Genomic DNA, 21,272 nt, shown 5'->3' on the forward strand with positions numbered 1-21,272 from the left:
GAGTAATGAGCATGCCTAAGTACCGTTCCGCTACCACCACCCACGGCCGTAACATGGCCGGTGCCCGCGCGCTGTGGCGCGCAACCGGGATGACCGACGACGATTTCGGTAAGCCGATTATCGCGGTGGTCAACTCTTTCACGCAGTTTGTGCCGGGCCACGTCCACCTGCGCGATCTGGGTAAGCTGGTGGCAGAACAGATCGAAGCCTCCGGCGGTGTGGCCAAAGAGTTCAACACCATTGCCGTGGATGACGGCATCGCCATGGGCCACGGCGGTATGCTCTACTCACTGCCTTCGCGTGAACTGATCGCGGACTCCGTGGAGTACATGGTCAACGCACACTGTGCGGACGCGATGGTCTGTATCTCCAACTGCGACAAAATTACCCCAGGGATGCTGATGGCCGCCCTGCGGCTGAATATTCCGGTGATCTTTGTTTCCGGCGGCCCGATGGAAGCCGGGAAAACCAAGCTCTCCGACAAAATCATCAAGCTGGATTTGATCGACGCGATGATTCAGGGCGCCAACCCGAAAGTCTCCGACGAAGAGAGCGCGCAGATCGAGCGCTCAGCCTGCCCGACCTGCGGCTCCTGTTCCGGCATGTTCACCGCCAACTCCATGAACTGCCTGACCGAAGCGCTGGGTCTGTCACAGCCGGGCAACGGTTCGCTGCTGGCCACCCACGCTGACCGCAAAGAACTGTTTCTGAAAGCCGGTGAGCGCATCGTCGGCCTGGCGAAACGGTATTACGAGCACGATGATGAGAGCGTGTTGCCGCGCAGCATCGCCAACAAAGCCGCGTTTGAAAACGCCATGACGCTGGACATCGCGATGGGCGGCTCCACCAACACCGTGCTGCACCTGCTGGCCGCCGCGCAGGAAGGCGAAGTCGATTTCACCATGACCGACATCGATCGCCTGTCGCGCAAAGTGCCGCACCTCTGCAAAGTCGCGCCGAGTACGCCGAAATACCATATGGAAGATGTGCACCGCGCCGGCGGCGTGATCGGCATCCTCGGCGAGCTGGACCGTGCCGGGCTGCTGAACCGCGAAGTGAATAACGTCCTGATGCAGACCCTGCCGCAGACGCTGGCCGAGTATGACGTGATGGTGACCGACAACGCCGAGGTGAAAAAGATGTTCGCCGCCGGCCCGGCCGGCATCCGCACCACCCAGGCATTCTCGCAGGATTGCCGCTGGCCGACGCTGGACACCGACCGTAAAGAGGGCTGCATCCGCACCCGCGAGCACGCGTTCAGCCAAGATGGCGGGCTGGCGGTGCTGTACGGCAACATCGCGGAAGATGGCTGCATCGTGAAAACCGCCGGGGTAGAGAAAGAGAGCCTGACCTTCCGCGGCCCGGCCAAAGTCTACGAAAGCCAGGATGACGCAGTAGAAGCGATCCTCGGCGGCAAAGTGGTGGCCGGTGACGTGGTGGTGATCCGTTACGAAGGGCCGAAAGGCGGGCCGGGGATGCAGGAGATGCTCTACCCGACCACGTACCTGAAATCGATGGGCCTGGGCAAAAGCTGTGCGCTGATCACCGATGGCCGCTTCTCCGGCGGCACCTCCGGCCTCTCTATCGGCCACGTGTCGCCGGAAGCGGCGAGCGGCGGCCTGATCGCCCTGGTGCAGGACGGCGACATCATCGACATCGACATCCCTGGCCGCAGCATCGCCCTGGATGTGGCAGACAGCGAACTGGCGGCGCGGCGTGAGTCGGAAACTGCCCGCGGTGATGATGCCTGGACGCCGAAAGCGCGTGTACGCCAGGTCTCTTATGCCTTGCGGGCCTATGCGACGCTCGCCACCAGCGCCGACAAAGGCGCAGTCCGTGATAAGAGCAAGCTGGGAGGCTGATTCATGGCGGTATCACAACCTTTGCCCGATGCCCCGTGCGGCGCGGAATACCTGCGGGCGGTGCTGCGCGCACCGGTCTATGAGGTGGCGCAGGTCACCCCGTTGCAGGTGATGGACAAAATTTCCGCCCGGCTGGGCAATACCGTGCTGGTGAAACGTGAGGATCGCCAGCCGGTACACAGCTTCAAGTTACGCGGCGCGTATTCGATGATCGCCGGGTTGACGCAGGAACAGAAAGCGCGCGGCGTGGTAACGGCCTCGGCCGGTAACCATGCGCAGGGCGTGGCACTCTCCGCCACACGTGGCGGGATTAAGTCATTGATTGTGATGCCGGTAGCGACCGCCGACATTAAAGTGGACGCGGTGCGCAGCTTCGGCGGCGAGGTACTGCTGCACGGCGCTAATTTCGACGAGGCCAAAGCGCGGGCGATTGAGCTGTCGCAACAGCAGGGCATGACCTTTGTGCCGCCGTTTGACCACCCGGCGGTGATTGCCGGGCAGGGCACGCTGGCGATGGAATTGCTGCAACAGGACGCACACCTCGACCGGGTGTTCGTGCCGGTGGGCGGCGGCGGGCTGGCGGCCGGTGTCGCGGTACTGATCAAACAACTGATGCCGCAGATCAAAGTGATTGGCGTGGAAGCGGCGGACTCCGCCTGTTTACGCGCCGCGCTGGATGCCGGGGAACCGGTGGATTTGCCGCGCGTCGGGCTGTTTGCCGAAGGGGTGGCAGTGAAGCGCATCGGCAATGAGACGTTCCGGCTCTGCCGGGAGTATCTCGACGATGTGATCACCGTTGACAGTGACGCCATCTGCGCCGCAGTCAAAGATCTGTTCGAGGATGTGCGGGCGATTGCCGAGCCGTCCGGCGCGCTGGCGCTGGCCGGGATGAAGAAATATGTGCAGCAGCACAATATTCAGGGCGAGCGGCTGGCGCATGTGCTGTCGGGGGCCAACCTCAATTTCCACGGCCTGCGTTATGTCTCTGAGCGTTGTGAACTGGGCGAGCAGCGTGAAGCGCTGCTGGCGGTGACCATCCCGGAGCAGAAGGGCAGCTTCCTGAAATTCTGCCAGTTGCTCGGCGGCCGTTCCGTCACGGAGTTCAACTACCGCTATGCCGATGCCGATAACGCCTGCATTTTTGTGGGGGTGCGGCTGACGCGCGGCTCTCTGGAGCGGCAGGAGATCCTCGACGATCTCAGCGCCGGTGGCTACAAGGTGGTGGATCTTTCAGATGATGAAATGGCCAAGCTGCATGTGCGCTACATGGTCGGCGGCCGCCCAAGCAAACCGCTGCGCGAGCGCCTTTACAGCTTTGAATTCCCGGAATCACCGGGCGCATTGCTGAAATTCCTGCACACCCTCGGCACCCACTGGAACATCTCACTGTTCCACTACCGCAGCCACGGCACCGATTACGGCCGGGTACTGGCGGCGTTTGAGCTGGGTGAGCAGGAGCCGGAATTTGACCGCCACCTGACGGCGCTCGGCTACGACTGCCACGACGAAACCAACAACCCGTCGTTCCGCTTTTTCCTGGCGGGCTAGCATGGCTTAACCGCATAAACGGGTCGCTCAGGCGGCCCGTTTTTTTTGGCTTACAGCAGCCCCCAGAACGCCTCAATCAGCGTTTCGCTCAGCCGTTTTTTCTGCACGCAAACCCCCAGTTCAAACGGTGCGACCAGCGAAATATGGTCCAGCACCGAGATGCGGCTGCGCACCGGCTCCGGGCTGTTATCCAGCACCACGTCCGGGATCAGCGCAATGCCGCACCCCAGCGCCACCATCGACACAATTGCCTCATGCCCTGACACTGTGGCGTAAATCTGTGGGTTGGTGATGTGGTGGCGGCGGAACCATAAATCGATGCGGCGGCGTGCCGGGCCATGTTCCGGCAGGATAAACGGAATCTGTGACCAGTCAGGTTGCGGCTCTGAGGCCTGGCTGCGCACTGCGCCCGGCAGCGCCGGGGCGATCAGCACCAGCGGGATCTCGCCGATTTTGGTAAAGCCGATGCTGGTGGGCAGTGCTTCCGGCCGCCCGGCAATGCCGAGGTCGGCCTCGTTAGATTGCACCTTCTGCACCGCGTCGGCGGCGTCGCCGGTGGTCAGCTTGATTTCTACCAACGGGTATTTGGCACGGAAGCGATCAAGGATCGGCGGCAGGTGGCTGTAGGCCGCCGTCACTGAGCAGAACAGCCGCAGCTCGCCGGTCAGCGTCGGCCCTTTCTGCCCCAGCGCGTGGCGCAACTGCTGGTATTGCAGCAACGTTTGCTGGGCGAACCCGCGCACCTGTTCACCGGCATCGGTAAGTTGCACAGTGCGGTTGTCGCGCAGGAACAGCGGCTGGCCGATGCTCTCCTCCAGGCGTTGGATCTGGCGTGACAGCGTGGACGGGCTGACATGCATCGCTTTGGCGGTGCGGCCGAAATGGCGGCTTTCAGTCAGGTGCAGGAACAGTTTCAGGTCACGGATATCCATAGGGCAGTCGTCAGGCTCCTGGCAGGGGTGTGAAGGCGGTCACATGTTGCAGTTTATGCAATGACAGATTCGTAATATATCAATTTAAGCAATGCGCGGCATAGCCTATAGTGGATTTCAACGAATTCCCCCCCACAGAGAGGGGGAAGTGAAAAAAACAGCGAACACAACATCAAACGGAGTCTGACCATGGCTAATTACTTCAACACCCTGAACCTGCGCCAGCAGCTGGCCCAATTGGGTAAATGTCGCTTTATGTCCCGCGACGAATTTGCCGACGAAGCCGGCTACCTGAAAGGGAAAAAAGTGGTGATTGTGGGCTGTGGTGCACAGGGCCTTAACCAGGGCCTGAACATGCGCGACTCCGGCCTGGACATCGCCTATGCCCTGCGTCAGGAAGCGATTAACGAAAAACGCGCCTCCTGGCGTAAAGCGACAGAAAACGGCTTCAAGGTCGGCACCTATGAAGAGCTGATCCCACAGGCTGATCTGGTGGTTAACCTGACCCCGGACAAACAGCACAGCGCGGTCGTCAAAGCCGTACAGCCGCTGATGAAAGAGGGTGCGGCACTGGGCTACTCCCACGGCTTCAACATCGTGGAAGTGGGTGAGCAGATCCGTAAAGACATCACCGTTGTGATGGTGGCGCCGAAGTGCCCCGGTACCGAAGTGCGTGAAGAGTACAAACGCGGCTTTGGCGTACCGACGCTTATCGCCGTTCACCCGGAAAATGACCCGAAAGGCGAAGGCATGGCGATCGCCAAGGCGTGGGCTGCCGCGACCGGCGGCCACCGCGCCGGCGTGCTGGAATCCTCTTTTGTGGCCGAAGTGAAATCTGACCTGATGGGTGAGCAGACCATCCTGTGCGGCATGTTGCAGGCCGGTTCGCTGCTCTGCTTTGACAAACTGGTGGCAGACGGCACTGACCCGGCCTACGCAGAAAAACTGATTCAGTTCGGCTGGGAAACCATCACCGAAGCGCTGAAGCAGGGCGGCATCACCCTGATGATGGACCGCCTCTCCAACCCGGCGAAACTGCGTGCCAATGCGCTGTCTGAACAGCTGAAAGGCATCATGGCACCGCTGTTCCAGAAACATATGGATGACATCATCTCCGGCGAATTCTCCAGCGGCATGATGGCGGACTGGGCGGCAGACGATGTGAAACTGCTGACCTGGCGTGAAGAGACCGGCGCGACCGCGTTTGAGAATGCGCCGCAGCAAGAGGGCAAAATTGATGAGCAGGAGTACTTCGACCACGGCGTGCTGATGATCGCGATGGTGAAAGCCGGGGTTGAGCTGGCGTTTGAAACCATGGTCGATGCCGGGATCATTGAAGAATCCGCTTACTACGAATCGCTGCACGAGCTGCCGCTGATCGCCAATACCGTGGCCCGCAAGCGCCTGTATGAGATGAACGTGGTGATCTCCGACACCGCCGAGTACGGCAACTACCTGTTCGCCAACGCAGCCGTACCGCTGCTGAAAGAGAAATTCATGGCCTCGCTGCAAACCGGCGATCTGGGCACCTCGGTGGCCGGCACCGCGGTAGACAACGCGCAACTGCGTGACGTCAACGAAGCGATCCGCAACCACCCGATCGAATCGGTGGGCCGCAAACTGCGTGGTTACATGACGGACATGAAACGCATCGCCGTCGCCGGCTAACCACGGCGCAAACAGAAAAGGGCGACATCATGTCGCCCTTTTTTATGCCTGCCGCCACCGGTCAGTTGCGGTACAGCACCTTAATGATGTGGTAACCAAACTGGGTTTTGACCGGCCCGTAAGGCTTCAGCAATTCGCAGCTGAACACCGCTTTGTCAAACGCCGGCACCATGTCGCCTTTGCGGAATTCACCCAGCGAGCCGCCGGCGCGCTTGGACGGGCAGGTAGAATGCTTGCGGGCCAGCTCCTGGAAGTCGGCACCTTGCGCCAGTTTATCCAGAATGTCGTAGGCTTGTTGTTCGGTATCGACCAGGATATGCAGTGCAGACGCAGTATTCGCCATAATAAAGCCTTTTTTACGAAATGAATGTCAGGGCCTACTTTACCACCCGCCGCGCCGGATGTGGACAACCTGCCGGTTTACTGCACGAGAATCCGAAAGTAAAGGCGGTCAATCTCCGCCCGCCTTTCTGATACAATCGCCGCCCGTCCATCTCTTGAGCAAAATAGCGCCATGCGATTAAACCCCAGCCAACAACACGCCGTCGAATTTGTCACAGGACCCTGTCTGGTTCTGGCCGGGGCCGGCTCCGGTAAAACCCGGGTGATCACCAACAAAATCGCCCACCTGATCCGTGAGTGTGGTTATCAGGCACGCCAGATTGCTGCCGTGACCTTTACCAACAAGGCCGCGCGCGAGATGAAAGAGCGTGTCGCCCAGACCATGGGCCGCAAGGAGGCGCGCGGGCTGATGATCTCTACTTTCCATACACTGGGGCTGGAGATTATTAAACGTGAATATGCCGCACTCGGCATGAAATCCAATTTCTCGCTGTTTGACGATCAGGATCAGCTGGCGCTGCTGAAAGAACTGACCGAAAAATGGCTGGAAAACGACAAGACCCTGCTCCAGCAATTGATCTCCACGATCTCAAACTGGAAAAACGATCTGGTCGATCCACAAGGCGCAGCAGGCCTGGCGCGATCCGAGCGCGAAAAGCTGTTCGCCCACTGCTACGGCCTGTACCACGATCACCTCCGGGCCTGCAACGTGCTGGACTTTGACGACCTGATCCTGCTGCCGACGCTGCTGCTGCAACGCAATGAAGAGGTGCGCGAACGCTGGCAGCACCGCATCCGCTACCTGCTGGTGGATGAATACCAGGATACCAACACCAGCCAGTATGAACTGGTGAAGCTGCTGGTGGGCAACCGCGCGCGCTTTACCGTGGTGGGCGATGACGACCAGTCGATTTACTCCTGGCGCGGCGCGCGGCCGCAGAACCTGGTGCTGCTGAAAGAGGATTTCCCGGCGTTGCAGGTGATCAAGCTGGAGCAGAATTACCGCTCCACCGGGCGCATCCTGAAAGCGGCCAATATCCTGATCGCCAACAACCCGCACGTGTTTGAGAAGCGCCTGTTCTCAGAACTGGGTTACGGCGAGGCGCTGAAAGTGGTGACCGCCAATAATGAAGATCACGAGGCGGAAAGGGTGGTCGGGGAACTGATCGCCCACCGCTTCGTGCGGAAAACCCAGTACAGCGACTATGCGATTCTCTACCGCGGTAACCACCAGTCGCGGCTGTTTGAAAAGATGCTGATGCAAAACCGCATCCCGTACCGCATTTCCGGCGGCACCTCGTTCTTCTCCCGGCCGGAGATTAAAGATTTGCTCGCCTATCTGCGCATCCTGACCAATGAAGGGGATGACAGCGCCTTCCTGCGCATCGTCAATACGCCGAAACGGGAAATCGGCCCGGCGACGCTGCAAAAACTGGGCGAATGGGCCAACCAGCGCAATAAAAGCCTGTTTGCCGCCAGTTTCGATCTGGGGCTGGGCCAGTACCTGACCGGGCGCGGGCTGGAATCGTTGCAGCGCTTTACCCACTGGCTGAAAGGGATTGCCGATCTGGCCGAACGCACCCCGGTGGCCGCGGTGCGTGACCTGATCCACGGCATCGACTACGAAAGCTGGCTTTATGAGACGTCGCCCAGCGCCAAAGCCGCCGAAATGCGCATGAAGAACGTGAACCAGCTGTTCAGCTGGATGACTGAAATGCTCGAAGGCACCGACCTCGACGAGCCGATGACGCTCGCGCAGGTGGTGACGCGCTTTACCCTGCGCGACATGATGGAGCGCGGCGAAAGCGATGAGGAGACGGATCAGGTTCAGCTGATGACGCTGCACGCCTCCAAAGGGCTGGAGTTCCCTTACGTCTTTCTGGTCGGCATGGAAGAGGGCCTGCTGCCGCACCAGAGCAGTATTGATGAAGAGAATGTGGACGAAGAGCGCCGCCTGGCGTACGTCGGCATTACCCGCGCACAAAAAGAGCTGGTGTTTACCCTGTGCCGCGAACGCCGTCAGTATGGCGAGCTGGTGCGCCCGGAGCCGAGCCGTTTTCTGCTGGAGTTGCCGCAGGACGATCTGGCGTGGGAAACCGAGCGAAAAGTGGTGAGCGCGCAGGAGCGGATGCAAAAAGGGCAGTCCAGCCTGGCCAATATCCGTGAAATGCTGGCAAAAGCGCGCGGCGGCTGACGCGGCCACGCCTCACCCCCGGCGCGATCGCCCATGACAGACAGCAAAAAGCCCGGCTTGCCGGGCTTTTTGCTGAGCAGGCGTTACGCCACCTCTTCTACCGTTAACGGCCAATGGACATAACTCTGCCAGTGGCTTTCATGCTCCAGCTCCTCGGCCCGCAGCGGGTGCTGCTCCAGCCAGCCTTGCGGCACCTGTACCAACAGCGCGTCCCCGTCAGCCTGCAGGCGCACCGCCGGCAGGGTGTCATCGCGGCGGCGGCTGGCAAAGATAATCGCCAGCCGTAACAGCCGGCAGAGGCGCTGAGCCTGACGCGGCGGCAACGCATTTTGCTGGTCAAGCAGCGTGAGGTCGAGGGTGCTGTTCTGGTTTTGCAGCAGCGTCGCCAACAGCTTTTTCTGCGCCGGGGTAAAGCCGGGCAGATCAAGGTGACGGATCAGGTAAGCGGCATGCTGCGGGGCCTGGCGGAAATCCACACTGAGGCCGATTTCATGGATCAGGCAGGCGCTGTTGAGCAGTTCGCGCGCGCGCGCATCCAGTTGCCAGTCCTGTTCCAGTTGCAGGGCAAAACTTTCTGCCAGCTGGGCCACGCGTGAAGCCTGGTCGCTGTCCAGCAGGTAGCGGCGCTGCACATTGCGCAGCGTGCGGTGGCGGATGTCCTGCTCCACCGGCAGGTGCAACATGCCGTACACCAGCCCTTCACGCAGCGCGCCGCCGGCCAGCGTCATGGTATCGATGTTCAGCGCTTTAAAGATGGCGATCAGAATCGACAGGCCGCTGGGGAACACCAGCGCACGCTCAAGCGTCAGCCCCTCAATTTCCAGCTCCTCCAGCTTGCCGCACTGGATGGCGCGGTGCTTCAGCTGTTGCAGCTTGGGCAGGGTGATGTGTTCATCCATCCCCTGCGCCACCATGATCTCCTGCAACGCCTGCACCGTGCCGGACGCCCCGACGCAAATCTGCCAGCCTTTCGCCATCAGCGCCCCGGCCACCGGCGCAATCATTGCCAGCGCGGCCTCTTCAGCCCGGTCAAAATTCGCTTTGCCCAGAGTGCGGTCGCCGAAATAGCGCTCCAGCCAGGTAACGCAACCCATCGACAGGCTGAACAGGGCGGTGGCTTGCGCGCCCGTGCCGGTCACCAGCTCGGTGCTGCCGCCGCCGATGTCGACCACCAGGCGCTGATCCGGGCCGCCGGTGGTGTGTGCCACGCCGTGATAGATAAGGCGCGCCTCTTCTTCCCCTGTGATGACCTGAATCGGGCAGCCCAGGATCGCCTGCGCTTTCTCCAGGAACTCATCCGCGTTGGTCGCCAGCCGCAGCGTGGCAGTCGCCACTACCCGCACCTGATCGCGCGGGATGTCCTGCAAGCGTTCAGAGAAGAGTTTCAGGCACTGCCAGCCGCGCTGCATCGCCTCGGGTGACAGCCGGTTATCATGGCCCAGCCCGGCGGCCAGCCGGACTTTGCGTTTGATCCGTGCCAGCGTCTGGATGCTGCCCGCCACCTCCCGCACCACCAACATATGGAAACTGTTGGAGCCCAGATCGATGGCGGCATAGAGGGAGGAGCTGAGCATCGTGATTAGCCCGGACGTTTACGGTTGGTACGGGGCGCCCCGTTGTTACGGCGCGGTGCGGAACCGTTGCGGCGCGGGCCGTTGCCGGTACGGGCACGGGCCAGGCGTTTCGGTGCCGGCAGGCCGGTCAGCAGCGCATCGCTGTTGTATTTGCTCACCGGGATGCTGTGGCCGGTATAGGCCTCAATCGCCGGCAGGTTCAGCGCATACTCTTCACAGGCGAGGCTGATGGAGTGGCCGCTGGCCCCGGCGCGGCCGGTCCGGCCGATGCGGTGCACATAGTCTTCGCAGTCGTCAGGCAGGTCATAGTTAAAGACGTGCGTCACCGCCGGGATGTGCAGGCCGCGCGCCGCGACGTCTGTCGCCACCAGGATGTCGATGTTGCCTTTGGTGAAATCATCCAGAATACGCAGGCGTTTTTTCTGGGCGACGTCGCCGGTCAGCAGGCCGACGCGGTGGCCGTCCGCGGCCAGGTGGCCCCAGATGTCCTCACAACGGTGTTTGGTGTTGGCGAAAATGATGCAGCGATCCGGCCACTCTTCTTCCAGCAGCGTTTGCAGCAGGCGCATCTTTTCTTCGTTCGACGGATAGAACAGCTCTTCCTGAATGCGGTGGCCGGTTTTCTGTTCCGGTTCCACTTCAATGGATTCCGCATTGTTCATATGCTCGAACGCCAGCTCTTTCACCCGGTAGGAGAGGGTGGCGGAGAACAGCATGTTCAGGCGCTGGTCAGCCGGCGGCATCCGGCGGAACAGCCAGCGGATGTCTTTAATAAAGCCGAGGTCGAACATGCGGTCAGCTTCATCCAGCACCACAACCTGGATAGCGCCCAGGTTAATGTAGTTCTGCTTGGCGTAGTCGATCAGGCGGCCGGTCGTACCGATCAGGATGTCGACGCCGCTCTCCAGCACTTTGAGCTGTTTGTCGTAGCCATCACCGCCGTAGGCCAGGCCGAGTTTCAGGCCGGTCACCTGGGCCAGCGCTTCCGCATCCGCATGGATCTGGACGGCCAGCTCACGGGTCGGTGCCATGATCAGGGCGCGCGGCTGGTTGGTCTGACGGTTGGCGTCAGCCGGGTGCGACAATAAATAGTGGAAAGTAGACGCCAGAAACGCCAGCGTCTTGCCGGTACCGGTTTGCGCCTGACCCGCGACGTCCCGTCCGGAGACGGTAATCGGCAGTGCTAACGCCTGAATAGGCGTGCAGTTGTGAAAGCCTTTCTTTTCAAGGGCTTCTACGACGAGCGGATGCAGGGCGAAGTCGGAAAACTTCTGTTCGGTTAAGTGTGTTTTGCTCATAGTGTGGTAGAATATCAGCTAACTATTGCTTTACGAAAGCGTATCCGGTGAAATAAAGTCAACCTAATGTTGGTTAATGCTACATCAACTAGGTAGACATAATCCTTTGGAGTAAAACATGAGCGATAAAATTATTCACCTGACTGACGACAGTTTCGACACCGATGTGCTGAAAGCCGAGGGGCTGGTTCTGGTCGATTTCTGGGCAGAGTGGTGTGGTCCTTGTAAGATGATTGCTCCGATTCTGGATGAAATTGCGCAAGAGTTTGACGGCAAGCTGACCATCGCCAAGCTGAACATCGATGACAACCCAGGAACCGCGCCGAAATACGGCATCCGCGGTATCCCGACCCTGCTGTTGTTCCGGAACGGTGAAGTCGCTGCCACCAAGGTGGGCGCGCTGTCTAAAGGTCAGCTGAAAGAGTTCCTGACCGCCAATATGTAATCGGCACGGACGTCCGATAAGCCAGGTGTTTAGCGGGGAATGTGAAATTCACGTTGGCCGCTAGACGCCTGCAAAGAAGCGTGTTAAGTTTACTTCTACTGCATATAGAACTTACCTGTAGTTTGAATCCTAAAGTAGTTTGAATCCTAAAACAGTGTAGATCCTGAACCTTCCGGGTTTGCTCTGTGTTGAACGCATCGCTTTCTGCGCGGCAATAACATCACGTTATTCTTCACCAGCACGAAACTTACGATGCATTTAACAGTCACACGGTTTTGCTAAAATCATTTAGGCATTTTCGTTCTCAGTCTGCCACATTTTCATGAATACCGTAATTTTGCTCACGGTCTCTCTTCAGATAAAACGCACTGAGATTGAATGCCAGTAAACAGGCACGGAATTCGCTGCCATACCATTCACGACAAAGTTCGAGACATACCCCGAGTTTAAGAACCCACCATTATGAATCTTACCGAATTAAAGAACACGCCGGTTTCTGAGCTGATTACTCTCGGCGAAAATATGGGGCTGGAAAACCTGGCCCGTATGCGCAAACAAGACATTATCTTCTCCATTCTTAAGCAACATGCGAAGAGTGGTGAGGATATCTTCGGCGACGGCGTACTGGAGATATTGCAGGATGGCTTCGGCTTCCTCCGTTCTGCAGACAGCTCCTACCTCGCCGGTCCTGATGACATCTACGTTTCTCCCAGCCAAATCCGCCGCTTTAACCTTCGTACCGGTGACACCATTTCCGGTAAGATTCGTCCCCCGAAAGAGGGTGAGCGTTATTTCGCGCTGTTGAAAGTTAACGAAGTCAACTACGACAAACCAGAAAACGCCCGCAACAAAATCCTGTTCGAAAACCTTACCCCGCTGCATGCCAATTCCCGTCTGCGTATGGAACGCGGCAACGGTTCCACCGAAGACATCACCGCACGCGTGCTGGACCTGGCCTCCCCGATTGGCCGCGGCCAGCGTGGCCTGATCGTGGCACCGCCGAAAGCCGGTAAGACCATGCTGCTGCAGAACATTGCGCAGAGCATCGCCTATAACCACCCGGACTGCGTGCTGATGGTGCTGCTGATTGACGAGCGCCCGGAAGAAGTGACCGAGATGCAGCGTCTGGTGAAAGGTGAAGTGGTCGCGTCGACTTTCGACGAACCGGCTTCCCGTCACGTACAGGTTGCGGAAATGGTGATCGAGAAGGCCAAGCGCCTGGTTGAGCACAAAAAAGACGTGATCATCCTGCTCGACTCCATCACCCGTCTGGCGCGTGCCTACAACACCGTGGTGCCGGCCTCCGGCAAGGTGCTGACCGGTGGTGTGGACGCCAACGCCCTGCACCGTCCGAAACGCTTCTTCGGTGCGGCACGTAACATGGAAGAGGGCGGCAGCCTGACCATCATCGCCACCGCGCTGGTCGATACCGGTTCGAAGATGGACGAAGTGATTTACGAAGAATTTAAGGGTACAGGTAACATGGAACTGCACCTGGCGCGTAAAATTGCTGAAAAACGTGTCTTCCCGGCGATTGATTACAACCGCTCCGGTACGCGTAAAGAAGAGTTACTGGCCACGCAGGAAGAACTGCAAAAAATGTGGATCCTCCGTAAGATTATTCACCCGATGGGTGAAATCGACGCGATGGAATTCCTCATTAATAAACTCGCGATGACCAAAACGAATGATGAATTCTTCGACATGATGAAGCGCTCATAATTCTGTAAAACTCGGGGAACGCCACGCTAAGTCGTGGCGTTTTTTGCTTTTGATAGTTACGATAAGCCATTAAAAGTTTCATGAATGTCATATTCAGATAATGACGGATGGCGTTTTAGTGACTGTTTTTCTAAGTTAATGGATTTTCCGGGTGAGCACGCAGCGCAATCCGTAAGGTTTTTGACACGCCACAACCATAACTGTCACCATAGGATAGGACTGTAAGGCCGCGAGGGTTTATGACATTGCCAGGTTGCAAACCAAAGTGCCTTATCATTTTGCAGAGAGCTGTTAACTGTGAATCTACTCACTATGAGTACTGATCTTCTCTTTATCTTCCTGTTTTCCTTCTGTTTTTTATTTGCTGCCCGTAAAGTCGCGAAGAAAATTGGTCTCGTTGATAAACCTAACTACCGTAAACGTCATCAGGGGTTGATCCCGCTGGTCGGCGGCATTTCGGTTTTCGCCGGTATCTGTTTTACCTTCCTGATTTCCGATTTCCATATCCCCCATTCCCTGCTGTACCTGAGTTGCGCCGGTGTGCTGGTGCTGGTCGGTGCGCTGGATGACCGCTATGACATCAGCGTGAAAATCCGTGCGCTGGTGCAGGCGCTGGTCGGTATCGCCATGATGGTGTTCGCCGGGCTGACGCTGAAAAGCCTGGGGCATATCCTGGGGCCGTGGGAGATGGTGCTGGGGCCGTTTGGTTATCTGGTCACGCTGTTTGCCGTGTGGGCGGCGATCAACGCCTTCAACATGGTGGACGGCATTGACGGCCTGCTGGGCGGGCTTTCCTGCGTCTCCTTCGGGGCGATGGGCATCCTGGTCTATCAGGCCGGGCATGTCGATCTGGCGCTCTGGTGCTTCGCGATGATTGCCGCCATCATCCCCTATATCCTGCTTAACCTCGGCGCATTGGGCCGTCGTTATAAAGTGTTTATGGGGGATGCCGGCAGCACGCTGATTGGCTTTACCGCTATCTGGATCCTGATGCAGAGCACCCAGGGGCCAACCCCGCCGATGAACCCGGTCACGGCGCTGTGGCTGATTGCCATCCCGCTGATGGACATGATCGCCATCATGTACCGCCGCCTGCGCAAGGGCATGAGCCCCTTCTCGCCGGACCGCCAGCACATCCACCACCTGATTATGCGCGCCGGGTTCTCTTCCCGGCAGGCGTTCGTGCTGATTACGCTGGCCGCGGCCATTCTGGCGGCGATCGGGGTGATTGGTGAACGGCTGGTGTTTGTGCCGGAATGGATGATGCTGTTGCTGTTCCTGCTGGCGTTTCTGCTGTATGGCTACTGCATCAAACGCGCCTGGCGCGTGGCCCGGTTTATCAAACGTATCAAGCGCCGTATGCGCCGCTCCACGATCAATAAGCACGTATCTTAACCCGAGGTGTTCCGGCAGTGATGAAATCTGAGACGTTAGCGACTTCCAAGACACACCCTGTAGAAAATGAACTGGATATCCGCGGGCTGTGCTGTGCGCTGTGGCGCGGCAAACGCTGGATTATCGGGCTGGCTTTGCTGTTTGCCGCGCTGGCGCTGGGCGTCTCTTATCTGATGGTACAAAAGTGGAGCACCACGGCCATCACTGACCGGCCGACGGTCAATAACCTGGGCGGTTACTATTCGCAGCAGCAGTTCCTGCGTAACCTCGATATGCGGGCCGCCGTTGCGCCGTTGGGTGAGCAGCCTTCGATCTCAGATGAAGCCTATAATGAATTCATTATGCAACTGGCGGCGTATGACACGCGCCGCGATTTCTGGTTGCAGACGGATTATTACAAACAACGTCAGGAAAATGATGTCAAAGCGGATGCGGCGTTACTGGACAGGCTGATTAGCACCATCCAGTTCACCCCGCGTGATGATAAAAAATTCCTGAATGACAATGTGAAACTCACGGCAGAAACCGCCGTGGATGCCAATACCCTGTTGCGTCAGTATGTGGCTTTTGCCAGCCAGCGGGCAGTGCAACACCTGAACGATGAATTGCAGGGGGCGTGGGCAGCGCGCACCGTCTCGATGCTGGCGCAGGTCAAACGCCAGGAAGCCGTGGCCGCGGCCGTGTATAAGCGTGCATTGAACAGCGTGGAGCAGGCGCTGAAAATTGCCCGCCAGCAAAACATCAGCCGCAGCCAGACGGATACCCCGGCTGAGCAGTTGCCGGATTCCGACATGTTTTTATTGGGCACGCCCATGTTGCAGGCCCGCCTGGAGTCTTTACAGGCGTCCGGCCCGAGTTATGACATCAGTTACGATCAGAACCGGGCCATGTTATCGACCCTCAACGTAGGGCCGACGTTAGATGCAAAATTCCAGACCTATCGCTATCTGCGTACACCGGAGGAGCCGGTGACGCGTGATAGCCCGCGCCGCGCATTCCTGATGGTAATGTGGGGCGTTGTGGGAGCGTTGATCGGCGCGGGAATTGCTCTGGTGCGCCGACGGGCTTAACTGAACGATAAACGGACGCGCCAGGCACCCGCGGGCCGCGTCCCTACGACTTAAAAGAGATTCGCTGTGAAAGTGTTGACTGTTTTCGGCACCCGCCCGGAAGCCATTAAAATGGCCCCGCTGGTACACGCTCTGGCCCAGGATGAGGCCTTTGAAGCAAAAGTATGCGTAACGGCTCAACATCGTGAGATGTTGGATCAGGTTCTGCGTCTGTTCGATATTGAACCCGATTTTGATCTCAACATTATGCGTCCCGGCCAGGGGCTGACCGAAATCACCTGCCGCATCCTTGAGGGGCTGAAGCCGGTGCTGGAGGCGTTCCGGCCGGACGTGGTGCTGGTACACGGCGATACCACCACCACCATGGCCACCAGCCTGGCGGCGTTTTACCAGCGCATCCCGGTCGGCCATGTGGAGGCCGGGTTACGCACCGGCGATCTCTTTTCCCCCTGGCCGGAAGAGGCCAACCGCAAGCTTACCGGCACCCTCGCCACCTGGCACTTTGCGCCGACGGAGAATTCGCGCCGCAACCTGCTGAGCGAGTCCACACCGGAAGACCGCATCGTGGTCACCGGCAATACGGTGATTGACGCGCTGCTGTGGGTGCGTGACCGCATCCTCGGTAACGCGGCGCTGGTCGGGGAGCTGGCCCAGCGCTACGCCTTTTTAGACAATAACAAGAAACTGATATTGGTAACCGGCCACCGGCGCGAAAGCTTCGGCGGCGGGTTTGAGCGTATCTGTACCGCCCTGGCCGAGATTGCCCGCCAGCACCCGGATGTGCAGGTGGTCTACCCGGTGCACCTCAACCCGAATGTCAGCGAGCCGGTTAACCGCATCCTCAGCGGCATCGGCAACGTTTTCCTGATTGAACCGCAGGACTACCTGCCGTTTGTCTATCTGATGGATCGCGCCTACCTGATCCTCACCGACTCCGGCGGCATTCAGGAAGAAGCCCCGTCGCTCGGCAAACCGGTACTGGTGATGCGCGATACCACAGAGCGCCCGGAAGCCGTGGACGCCGGCACCGTGCGGCTGGTCGGCACTGACATGGCAAAAATCGTGCAGGAGGTGACTCGCCTGCTGAACGATGAAAACGAATATCACGCCATGAGCCGGGCGCATAACCCTTACGGCGACGGACACGCCTGCCAGCGTATTCTTCACGCATTAAAGACCCATCAGGTGAAGCCATGAGTTTTGAAACTATCTCTGTGATCGGCCTGGGCTACATCGGCCTGCCGACGGCGGCGGCCTTTGCCTCCCGCCAGAAAAACGTGATCGGTGTGGACATCAACCCGCACGCGGTGGAAACCATCAACCGCGGCGCGATTCACATCGTCGAGCCGGATCTGGATGTGGTGGTCAAACGCGCCGTGGAGGAGAAGTTCCTCCGCGCCGTGATTGCCCCGCAGCCCGCCGATGCGTTCCTGATCGCGGTGCCGACCCCGTTTAAAGGCGACCATCAGCCCGACATGGTGTATGTCGAGGCCGCGGCCCGCGCCATCGCCACCGTGCTGAAAAAGGGCGATCTGGTGATCCTCGAGTCCACCTCGCCGGTGGGTGCCACTGAGCAGATGGCCGGCTGGCTGGCGGACTCACGCCCGGATTTGACCTTCCCGCAGCAGGCAGGTGACCAGGCGGACGTCAACATCGCCTATTGCCCGGAGCGCGTGCTGCCGGGGCAGGTGATGGTGGAGCTTATCAAGAATGACCGGGTGATCGGCGGCATGACGCCCGCCTGTTCCGCCCGCGCCAGCGCGCTGTACAACATCTTCCTGGAAGGGGAGTGCGTGGAAACCAACGCGCGCACCGCAGAGATGTGCAAACTCACCGAAAACAGCTTCCGCGATGTGAACATCGCCTTCGCCAATGAGCTGTCACTGATCTGCGCTGCACAGGGCATCAACGTCTGGGAGCTGATCCGGCTGGCGAACCGCCACCCGCGCGTCAACATCCTGCAACCCGGCCCCGGTGTCGGCGGCCACTGCATCGCGGTTGACCCGTGGTTTATCGTGGCACAGAACCCGGATCTGGCGCGGCTTATCCGCACTGCGCGTGAAGTGAATGACAGCAAACCGCATTGGGTGGTGGAGCAGGTCAAAGCTGCCGTGGCGGATTGCCTGGCCGCCAATGACCAGCGCGCCTCAGAGGTGACCATCGCCTGCTTTGGCCTGGCGTTCAAACCCAACATTGATGACCTGCGCGAAAGCCCGGCGGTGGAAGTCGCGAAGATGATCGCTGAATGGCACCGCGGCGACACGCTGGTCGTCGAGCCGCATGTTGACCACCTGCCGCCCGCGTTGACCGGCCACACCACGCTGGTGGGCCTCGATGAGGCGTTGCAGCGTGCGGACGTGGTGGTGATGCTGGTAGACCATCAGGTATTTAACGCCATTCCGGCGGCGGACATCCGCCAGCCGTGGATTGTGGATACCAAAGGGGTGTGGCGCTGAGCCGCACCTACCCGGAGCGTTTAGGGCTGAACGATTCCCCGCCGTGGCGGGACTGGAGAGCATATGAAAGGCATTATTCTGGCGGGCGGCTCCGGCACCCGGCTTCACCCCATCACCCGCGGCGTATCCAAACAGCTGCTGCCGATTTACGACAAGCCGATGATTTACTATCCGCTGTCGGTGCTGATGCTGGCGGGTATCCGCGACATCCTGATTATCTCCACGCCGGAGGATATGGCCTCTTACCAGCGTTTGCTGGGAAGTGGCGAAGAGTTCGGCATCCGCCTGCAGTATGAGGTGCAGGCCAGTCCGGACGGGCTGGCGCAGGCGTTTCTGATTGGTGAAGAATTCATCAACGGCGAGCCTACCTGCCTGGTGCTGGGCGACAACATCTATTTCGGCCAGGCGTTCAGCCCGAAACTGAAAAATGTGGCGGCGCGTGAGCGCGGTGCCACGGTGTTCGGCTATCAGGTGATGGACCCGGAGCGCTTCGGCGTGGTGGAATTTGACGAGAACTTCCGCGCCCTGTCGCTGGAGGAGAAGCCGCTCAAACCGCGTTCCAACTGGGCGGTGACCGGCCTCTATTTCTACGATGCGCAGGTGGTCGAGTTCGCCAAACAGGTAAAACCGTCGGTGCGCGGCGAACTGGAGATCACCTCGATTAACCAGATGTACCTGGACCGCGGTGAACTGACGGTGGAATTGCTGGGGCGCGGCTTCGCCTGGCTCGATACCGGCACCCATGACAGCCTGATCGAGGCGAGCAGCTTCGTGCAGACGGTGGAAAAACGCCAGGGCTTCAAAATTGCCTGTCTGGAAGAGATTGGCTGGCGCAACGGCTGGCTGGATGACGAGGCGATCCGCCGCGCTGCCCAGTCGCTGGCGAAAACCGGCTACGGCAAATACCTGCTGGATCTGTTACATGCGCGTCCACGCCAATATTGAGCCGCTGGCCTGGGAGAGTGATTTCTTCCAGCGCACCAGCGCAAAGCTTCATTTCACGGCACAAGCCGCGCCGCTGACCGGCGAGCGGCTGGATGCTTACCAGATTGTGCAGGCCAAAATTGCGGCCGCCGATCTGCCGCTGGCCGATGCGCTGGCCGGGCTGGGGTTCCGCCTGGCGGAAGGGGAAGTTGATTTTACCCTGGCCGTCGCGCCGGATGATGCCGCGCCCTCCCATTCACTGACCCTCCGGCCTGCCAATGAGGCGGATATTCCCGCCCTGCAACAGGCCGCGGCCACCGCCTTTGCCCTCAGCCGGTTCCGTGCGCCCTGGTACCTGCCGCAGGACAGCGGCCGCTTCTATGCCCAGTGGGTCACCAACGCGGTGCGCGGCAGCTTTGACCACCTTTGCCTGTTGGCGGAGGATGAGCAGCAACGGCCACAGGGGTTTGTCACCCTGCGGCGGACGGGCGAACATGACGCGCGCATCGGTTTGCTGGCCGCCTGGCCGGGTGCCGCCGGGCGCGGCGTGGGCAAGTGCCTGATGCAGGCAGCAAAACAGTGGTGCCGGGCAGAACAGCGTTCACACCTGCACGTGGCGACCCAGAGCGGAAACGTCGCGGCAATGCGTCTCTATATTGGCAGTGGTGCGTCAGTGGCGGCCACTTCATTTTGGTTGTACAGGTGATCCTATGATTCCATTTAATGCGCCACCGGTAGTGGGCACTGAAATTGATTACATGCAGTCTGCCATGAGCAGCGGCAAACTGTGCGGCGACGGCGGCTACACCCGCCGCTGCCAGCAGTGGATTGAACAGAATTTTGGCTGCCCGAAAGTGTTGCTCACCCCGTCCTGCACCGCGTCGCTGGAGATGGCCGCGCTGCTGCTCGACATCAAAGCGGGTGATGAAGTGATCATGCCGAGCTACACCTTTGTCTCGACTGCCAACGCCTTTGTGCTGCGCGGCGCGAAAATCGTGTTTGTGGATATCCGCCCGGATACCATGAACATTGATGAAACCAAAATCGAGGCGGCAATCACTGAGAACACCCGCGCCATCGTGCCGGTGCACTACGCGGGCGTGGCCTGTGAAATGGACACCATCATGGCGCTGGCAGAAAAGTACCACCTGTACGTGGTGGAAGATGCCGCCCAGGGCGTGATGTCGAAATACAAAGGCAAAGCGCTCGGCACCATCGGCCACATCGGCTGCTTCAGCTTCCATGAAACCAAAAACTACACCGCAGGCGGTGAGGGCGGCGCGACGCTTATCAATGATCGCGCGCTGATTGAGCGGGCCGAGATCATCCGTGAAAAAGGCACCAACCGCAGCCAGTTCTTCCGCGGCCAGGTCGACAAATACACCTGGCGGGACATCGGCTCCAGTTACCTGATGTCTGACCTGCAGGCCGGGTATCTCTGGGCGCAACTGGAAGCGGCTGACCGCATCAACCAGCGCCGCCTGCTGCTCTGGACGAACTATTACGAGGCGCTGTCACGGCTGGCAAAACAGGGCCGCATTTCGCTGCCTGCCATTCCGGCCAGTTGCGTGCACAACGCCCACATGTTCTACATCAAGCTGCGGGACATCGCGGAGCGTGACGCCTTGATCGCCTACATGAAAGAGGCGGAGATCATGACGGTGTTCCACTATATCCCGCTGCACAGCAGCCCGGCCGGGCAACAGTTTGGCCGTTTCGCCGGGGAAGACCGCTTCACCACCGCAGAAAGCGAGCGGCTGGTGCGCTTGCCGCTGTTCTACAACCTGCCTGATGTTAACCAACGCACGGTCATTAATACGCTTCTGAGCTTCTTTGCCTGAT

17 protein-coding genes are annotated in these 21,272 nt (G+C 59.4%); 13 read left to right on the top strand and 4 right to left on the bottom strand.

The features are described 5' to 3' along the window. Positions 1 to 11 precede the first annotated feature (11 nt). Both ilvD and ilvA read left to right on the top strand, forming a co-directional pair. Complete coding sequence (gene ilvD / locus JK232_RS19105; RefSeq protein ID WP_072931250.1) at positions 12 to 1,862, top strand: dihydroxy-acid dehydratase; 1,851 nt, start codon at positions 12 to 14, stop codon at positions 1,860 to 1,862. 3 nt (positions 1,863 to 1,865) lie between these two features. Then, a complete protein-coding gene (ilvA, locus tag JK232_RS19110) occupies positions 1,866 to 3,410 on the top strand; it encodes a threonine ammonia-lyase, biosynthetic (RefSeq protein WP_072931252.1) in 1,545 nt (514 codons plus the stop codon). 50 nt (positions 3,411 to 3,460) lie between these two features. On the opposite strand, the gene ilvY is transcribed toward ilvA, so the two are convergent. After that, positions 3,461 to 4,342: an HTH-type transcriptional activator IlvY gene (gene ilvY, locus JK232_RS19115; protein WP_072931253.1), complete on the bottom strand. Its 882-nt coding sequence runs from the start codon at positions 4,340 to 4,342 to the stop codon at positions 3,461 to 3,463. Between the two features lie 189 nt (positions 4,343 to 4,531). Here ilvY and ilvC point away from each other — a divergent pair, with 189 nt between their 5' ends. After that, a complete protein-coding gene (ilvC, locus tag JK232_RS19120) occupies positions 4,532 to 6,010 on the top strand; it encodes a ketol-acid reductoisomerase (protein ID WP_072931255.1) in 1,479 nt (492 codons plus the stop codon). Between the two features lie 61 nt (positions 6,011 to 6,071). Here ilvC and ppiC read toward each other — a convergent pair whose 3' ends face one another. Further along, positions 6,072 to 6,353 (bottom strand): peptidylprolyl isomerase PpiC, encoded by a 282-nt coding sequence (gene ppiC / locus JK232_RS19125; RefSeq protein WP_072931258.1) that lies wholly within the window; start codon positions 6,351 to 6,353, stop codon positions 6,072 to 6,074. A 171-nt stretch (positions 6,354 to 6,524) separates the two neighbouring features. On the opposite strand from ppiC, the gene rep reads away from it, so the two are divergent. Continuing rightward, positions 6,525 to 8,546: a DNA helicase Rep gene (gene rep, locus JK232_RS19130; RefSeq protein WP_072931260.1), complete on the top strand. Its 2,022-nt coding sequence runs from the start codon at positions 6,525 to 6,527 to the stop codon at positions 8,544 to 8,546. Positions 8,547 to 8,629: 83 nt separating this feature from the next. Here rep and gppA read toward each other — a convergent pair whose 3' ends face one another. Further along, positions 8,630 to 10,120, bottom strand: coding sequence for a guanosine-5'-triphosphate,3'-diphosphate diphosphatase (gene gppA / locus JK232_RS19135; RefSeq protein WP_072931262.1), 1,491 nt, complete (start codon positions 10,118 to 10,120; stop codon positions 8,630 to 8,632). A gap of 5 nt (positions 10,121 to 10,125) precedes the next feature. Then, positions 10,126 to 11,418: an ATP-dependent RNA helicase RhlB gene (gene rhlB / locus JK232_RS19140; RefSeq protein WP_072931264.1), complete on the bottom strand. Its 1,293-nt coding sequence runs from the start codon at positions 11,416 to 11,418 to the stop codon at positions 10,126 to 10,128. A 118-nt stretch (positions 11,419 to 11,536) separates the two neighbouring features. Between rhlB and trxA the strand changes: the two genes are divergently transcribed. From trxA to rffA, 9 genes are all read left to right on the top strand, one after another. Continuing rightward, the gene (gene trxA / locus JK232_RS19145; RefSeq protein WP_072931266.1) at positions 11,537 to 11,863 is read left to right on the top strand and encodes a thioredoxin TrxA; all 327 of its coding nucleotides are present in this window, start codon (positions 11,537 to 11,539) and stop codon (positions 11,861 to 11,863) included. Between the two features lie 462 nt (positions 11,864 to 12,325). Further along, the gene (gene rho, locus JK232_RS19150) at positions 12,326 to 13,585 is read left to right on the top strand and encodes a transcription termination factor Rho (RefSeq protein ID WP_072931267.1); all 1,260 of its coding nucleotides are present in this window, start codon (positions 12,326 to 12,328) and stop codon (positions 13,583 to 13,585) included. Positions 13,586 to 13,882: 297 nt separating this feature from the next. Then, on the top strand, positions 13,883 to 14,980 hold the full coding sequence (gene wecA / locus JK232_RS19155) for a UDP-N-acetylglucosamine--undecaprenyl-phosphate N-acetylglucosaminephosphotransferase (protein ID WP_101828919.1): 1,098 nt from the start codon (positions 13,883 to 13,885) through the stop codon (positions 14,978 to 14,980). Between the two features lie 20 nt (positions 14,981 to 15,000). After that, complete coding sequence (wzzE, locus tag JK232_RS19160; RefSeq protein WP_072931271.1) at positions 15,001 to 16,050, top strand: ECA polysaccharide chain length modulation protein; 1,050 nt, start codon at positions 15,001 to 15,003, stop codon at positions 16,048 to 16,050. Positions 16,051 to 16,116: 66 nt separating this feature from the next. After that, positions 16,117 to 17,247: a non-hydrolyzing UDP-N-acetylglucosamine 2-epimerase gene (gene wecB, locus JK232_RS19165; RefSeq protein WP_072931272.1), complete on the top strand. Its 1,131-nt coding sequence runs from the start codon at positions 16,117 to 16,119 to the stop codon at positions 17,245 to 17,247. Beyond that, positions 17,244 to 18,506, top strand: a complete 1,263-nt coding sequence (wecC, locus tag JK232_RS19170; RefSeq protein WP_212589590.1) for a UDP-N-acetyl-D-mannosamine dehydrogenase — start codon at positions 17,244 to 17,246, stop codon at positions 18,504 to 18,506. The genes wecB and wecC overlap by 4 nt, the downstream gene beginning before the upstream one ends. 63 nt (positions 18,507 to 18,569) lie before the next feature. Further along, a complete protein-coding gene (gene rfbA, locus JK232_RS19175; RefSeq protein WP_072931276.1) occupies positions 18,570 to 19,451 on the top strand; it encodes a glucose-1-phosphate thymidylyltransferase RfbA in 882 nt (293 codons plus the stop codon). Continuing rightward, positions 19,429 to 20,136: a dTDP-4-amino-4,6-dideoxy-D-galactose acyltransferase gene (rffC, locus tag JK232_RS19180; RefSeq protein WP_072931277.1), complete on the top strand. Its 708-nt coding sequence runs from the start codon at positions 19,429 to 19,431 to the stop codon at positions 20,134 to 20,136. The genes rfbA and rffC overlap by 23 nt, the downstream gene beginning before the upstream one ends. 4 nt (positions 20,137 to 20,140) lie before the next feature. Further along, the gene (gene rffA, locus JK232_RS19185; RefSeq protein WP_072931279.1) at positions 20,141 to 21,271 is read left to right on the top strand and encodes a dTDP-4-amino-4,6-dideoxygalactose transaminase; all 1,131 of its coding nucleotides are present in this window, start codon (positions 20,141 to 20,143) and stop codon (positions 21,269 to 21,271) included. Position 21,272 lies beyond the last annotated feature (1 nt).

The sequence above is a fragment of the Nissabacter archeti genome, from assembly GCF_018257325.1.
In the GTDB taxonomy this organism is placed as follows: domain Bacteria; phylum Pseudomonadota; class Gammaproteobacteria; order Enterobacterales; family Enterobacteriaceae; genus Chimaeribacter; species Chimaeribacter arupi.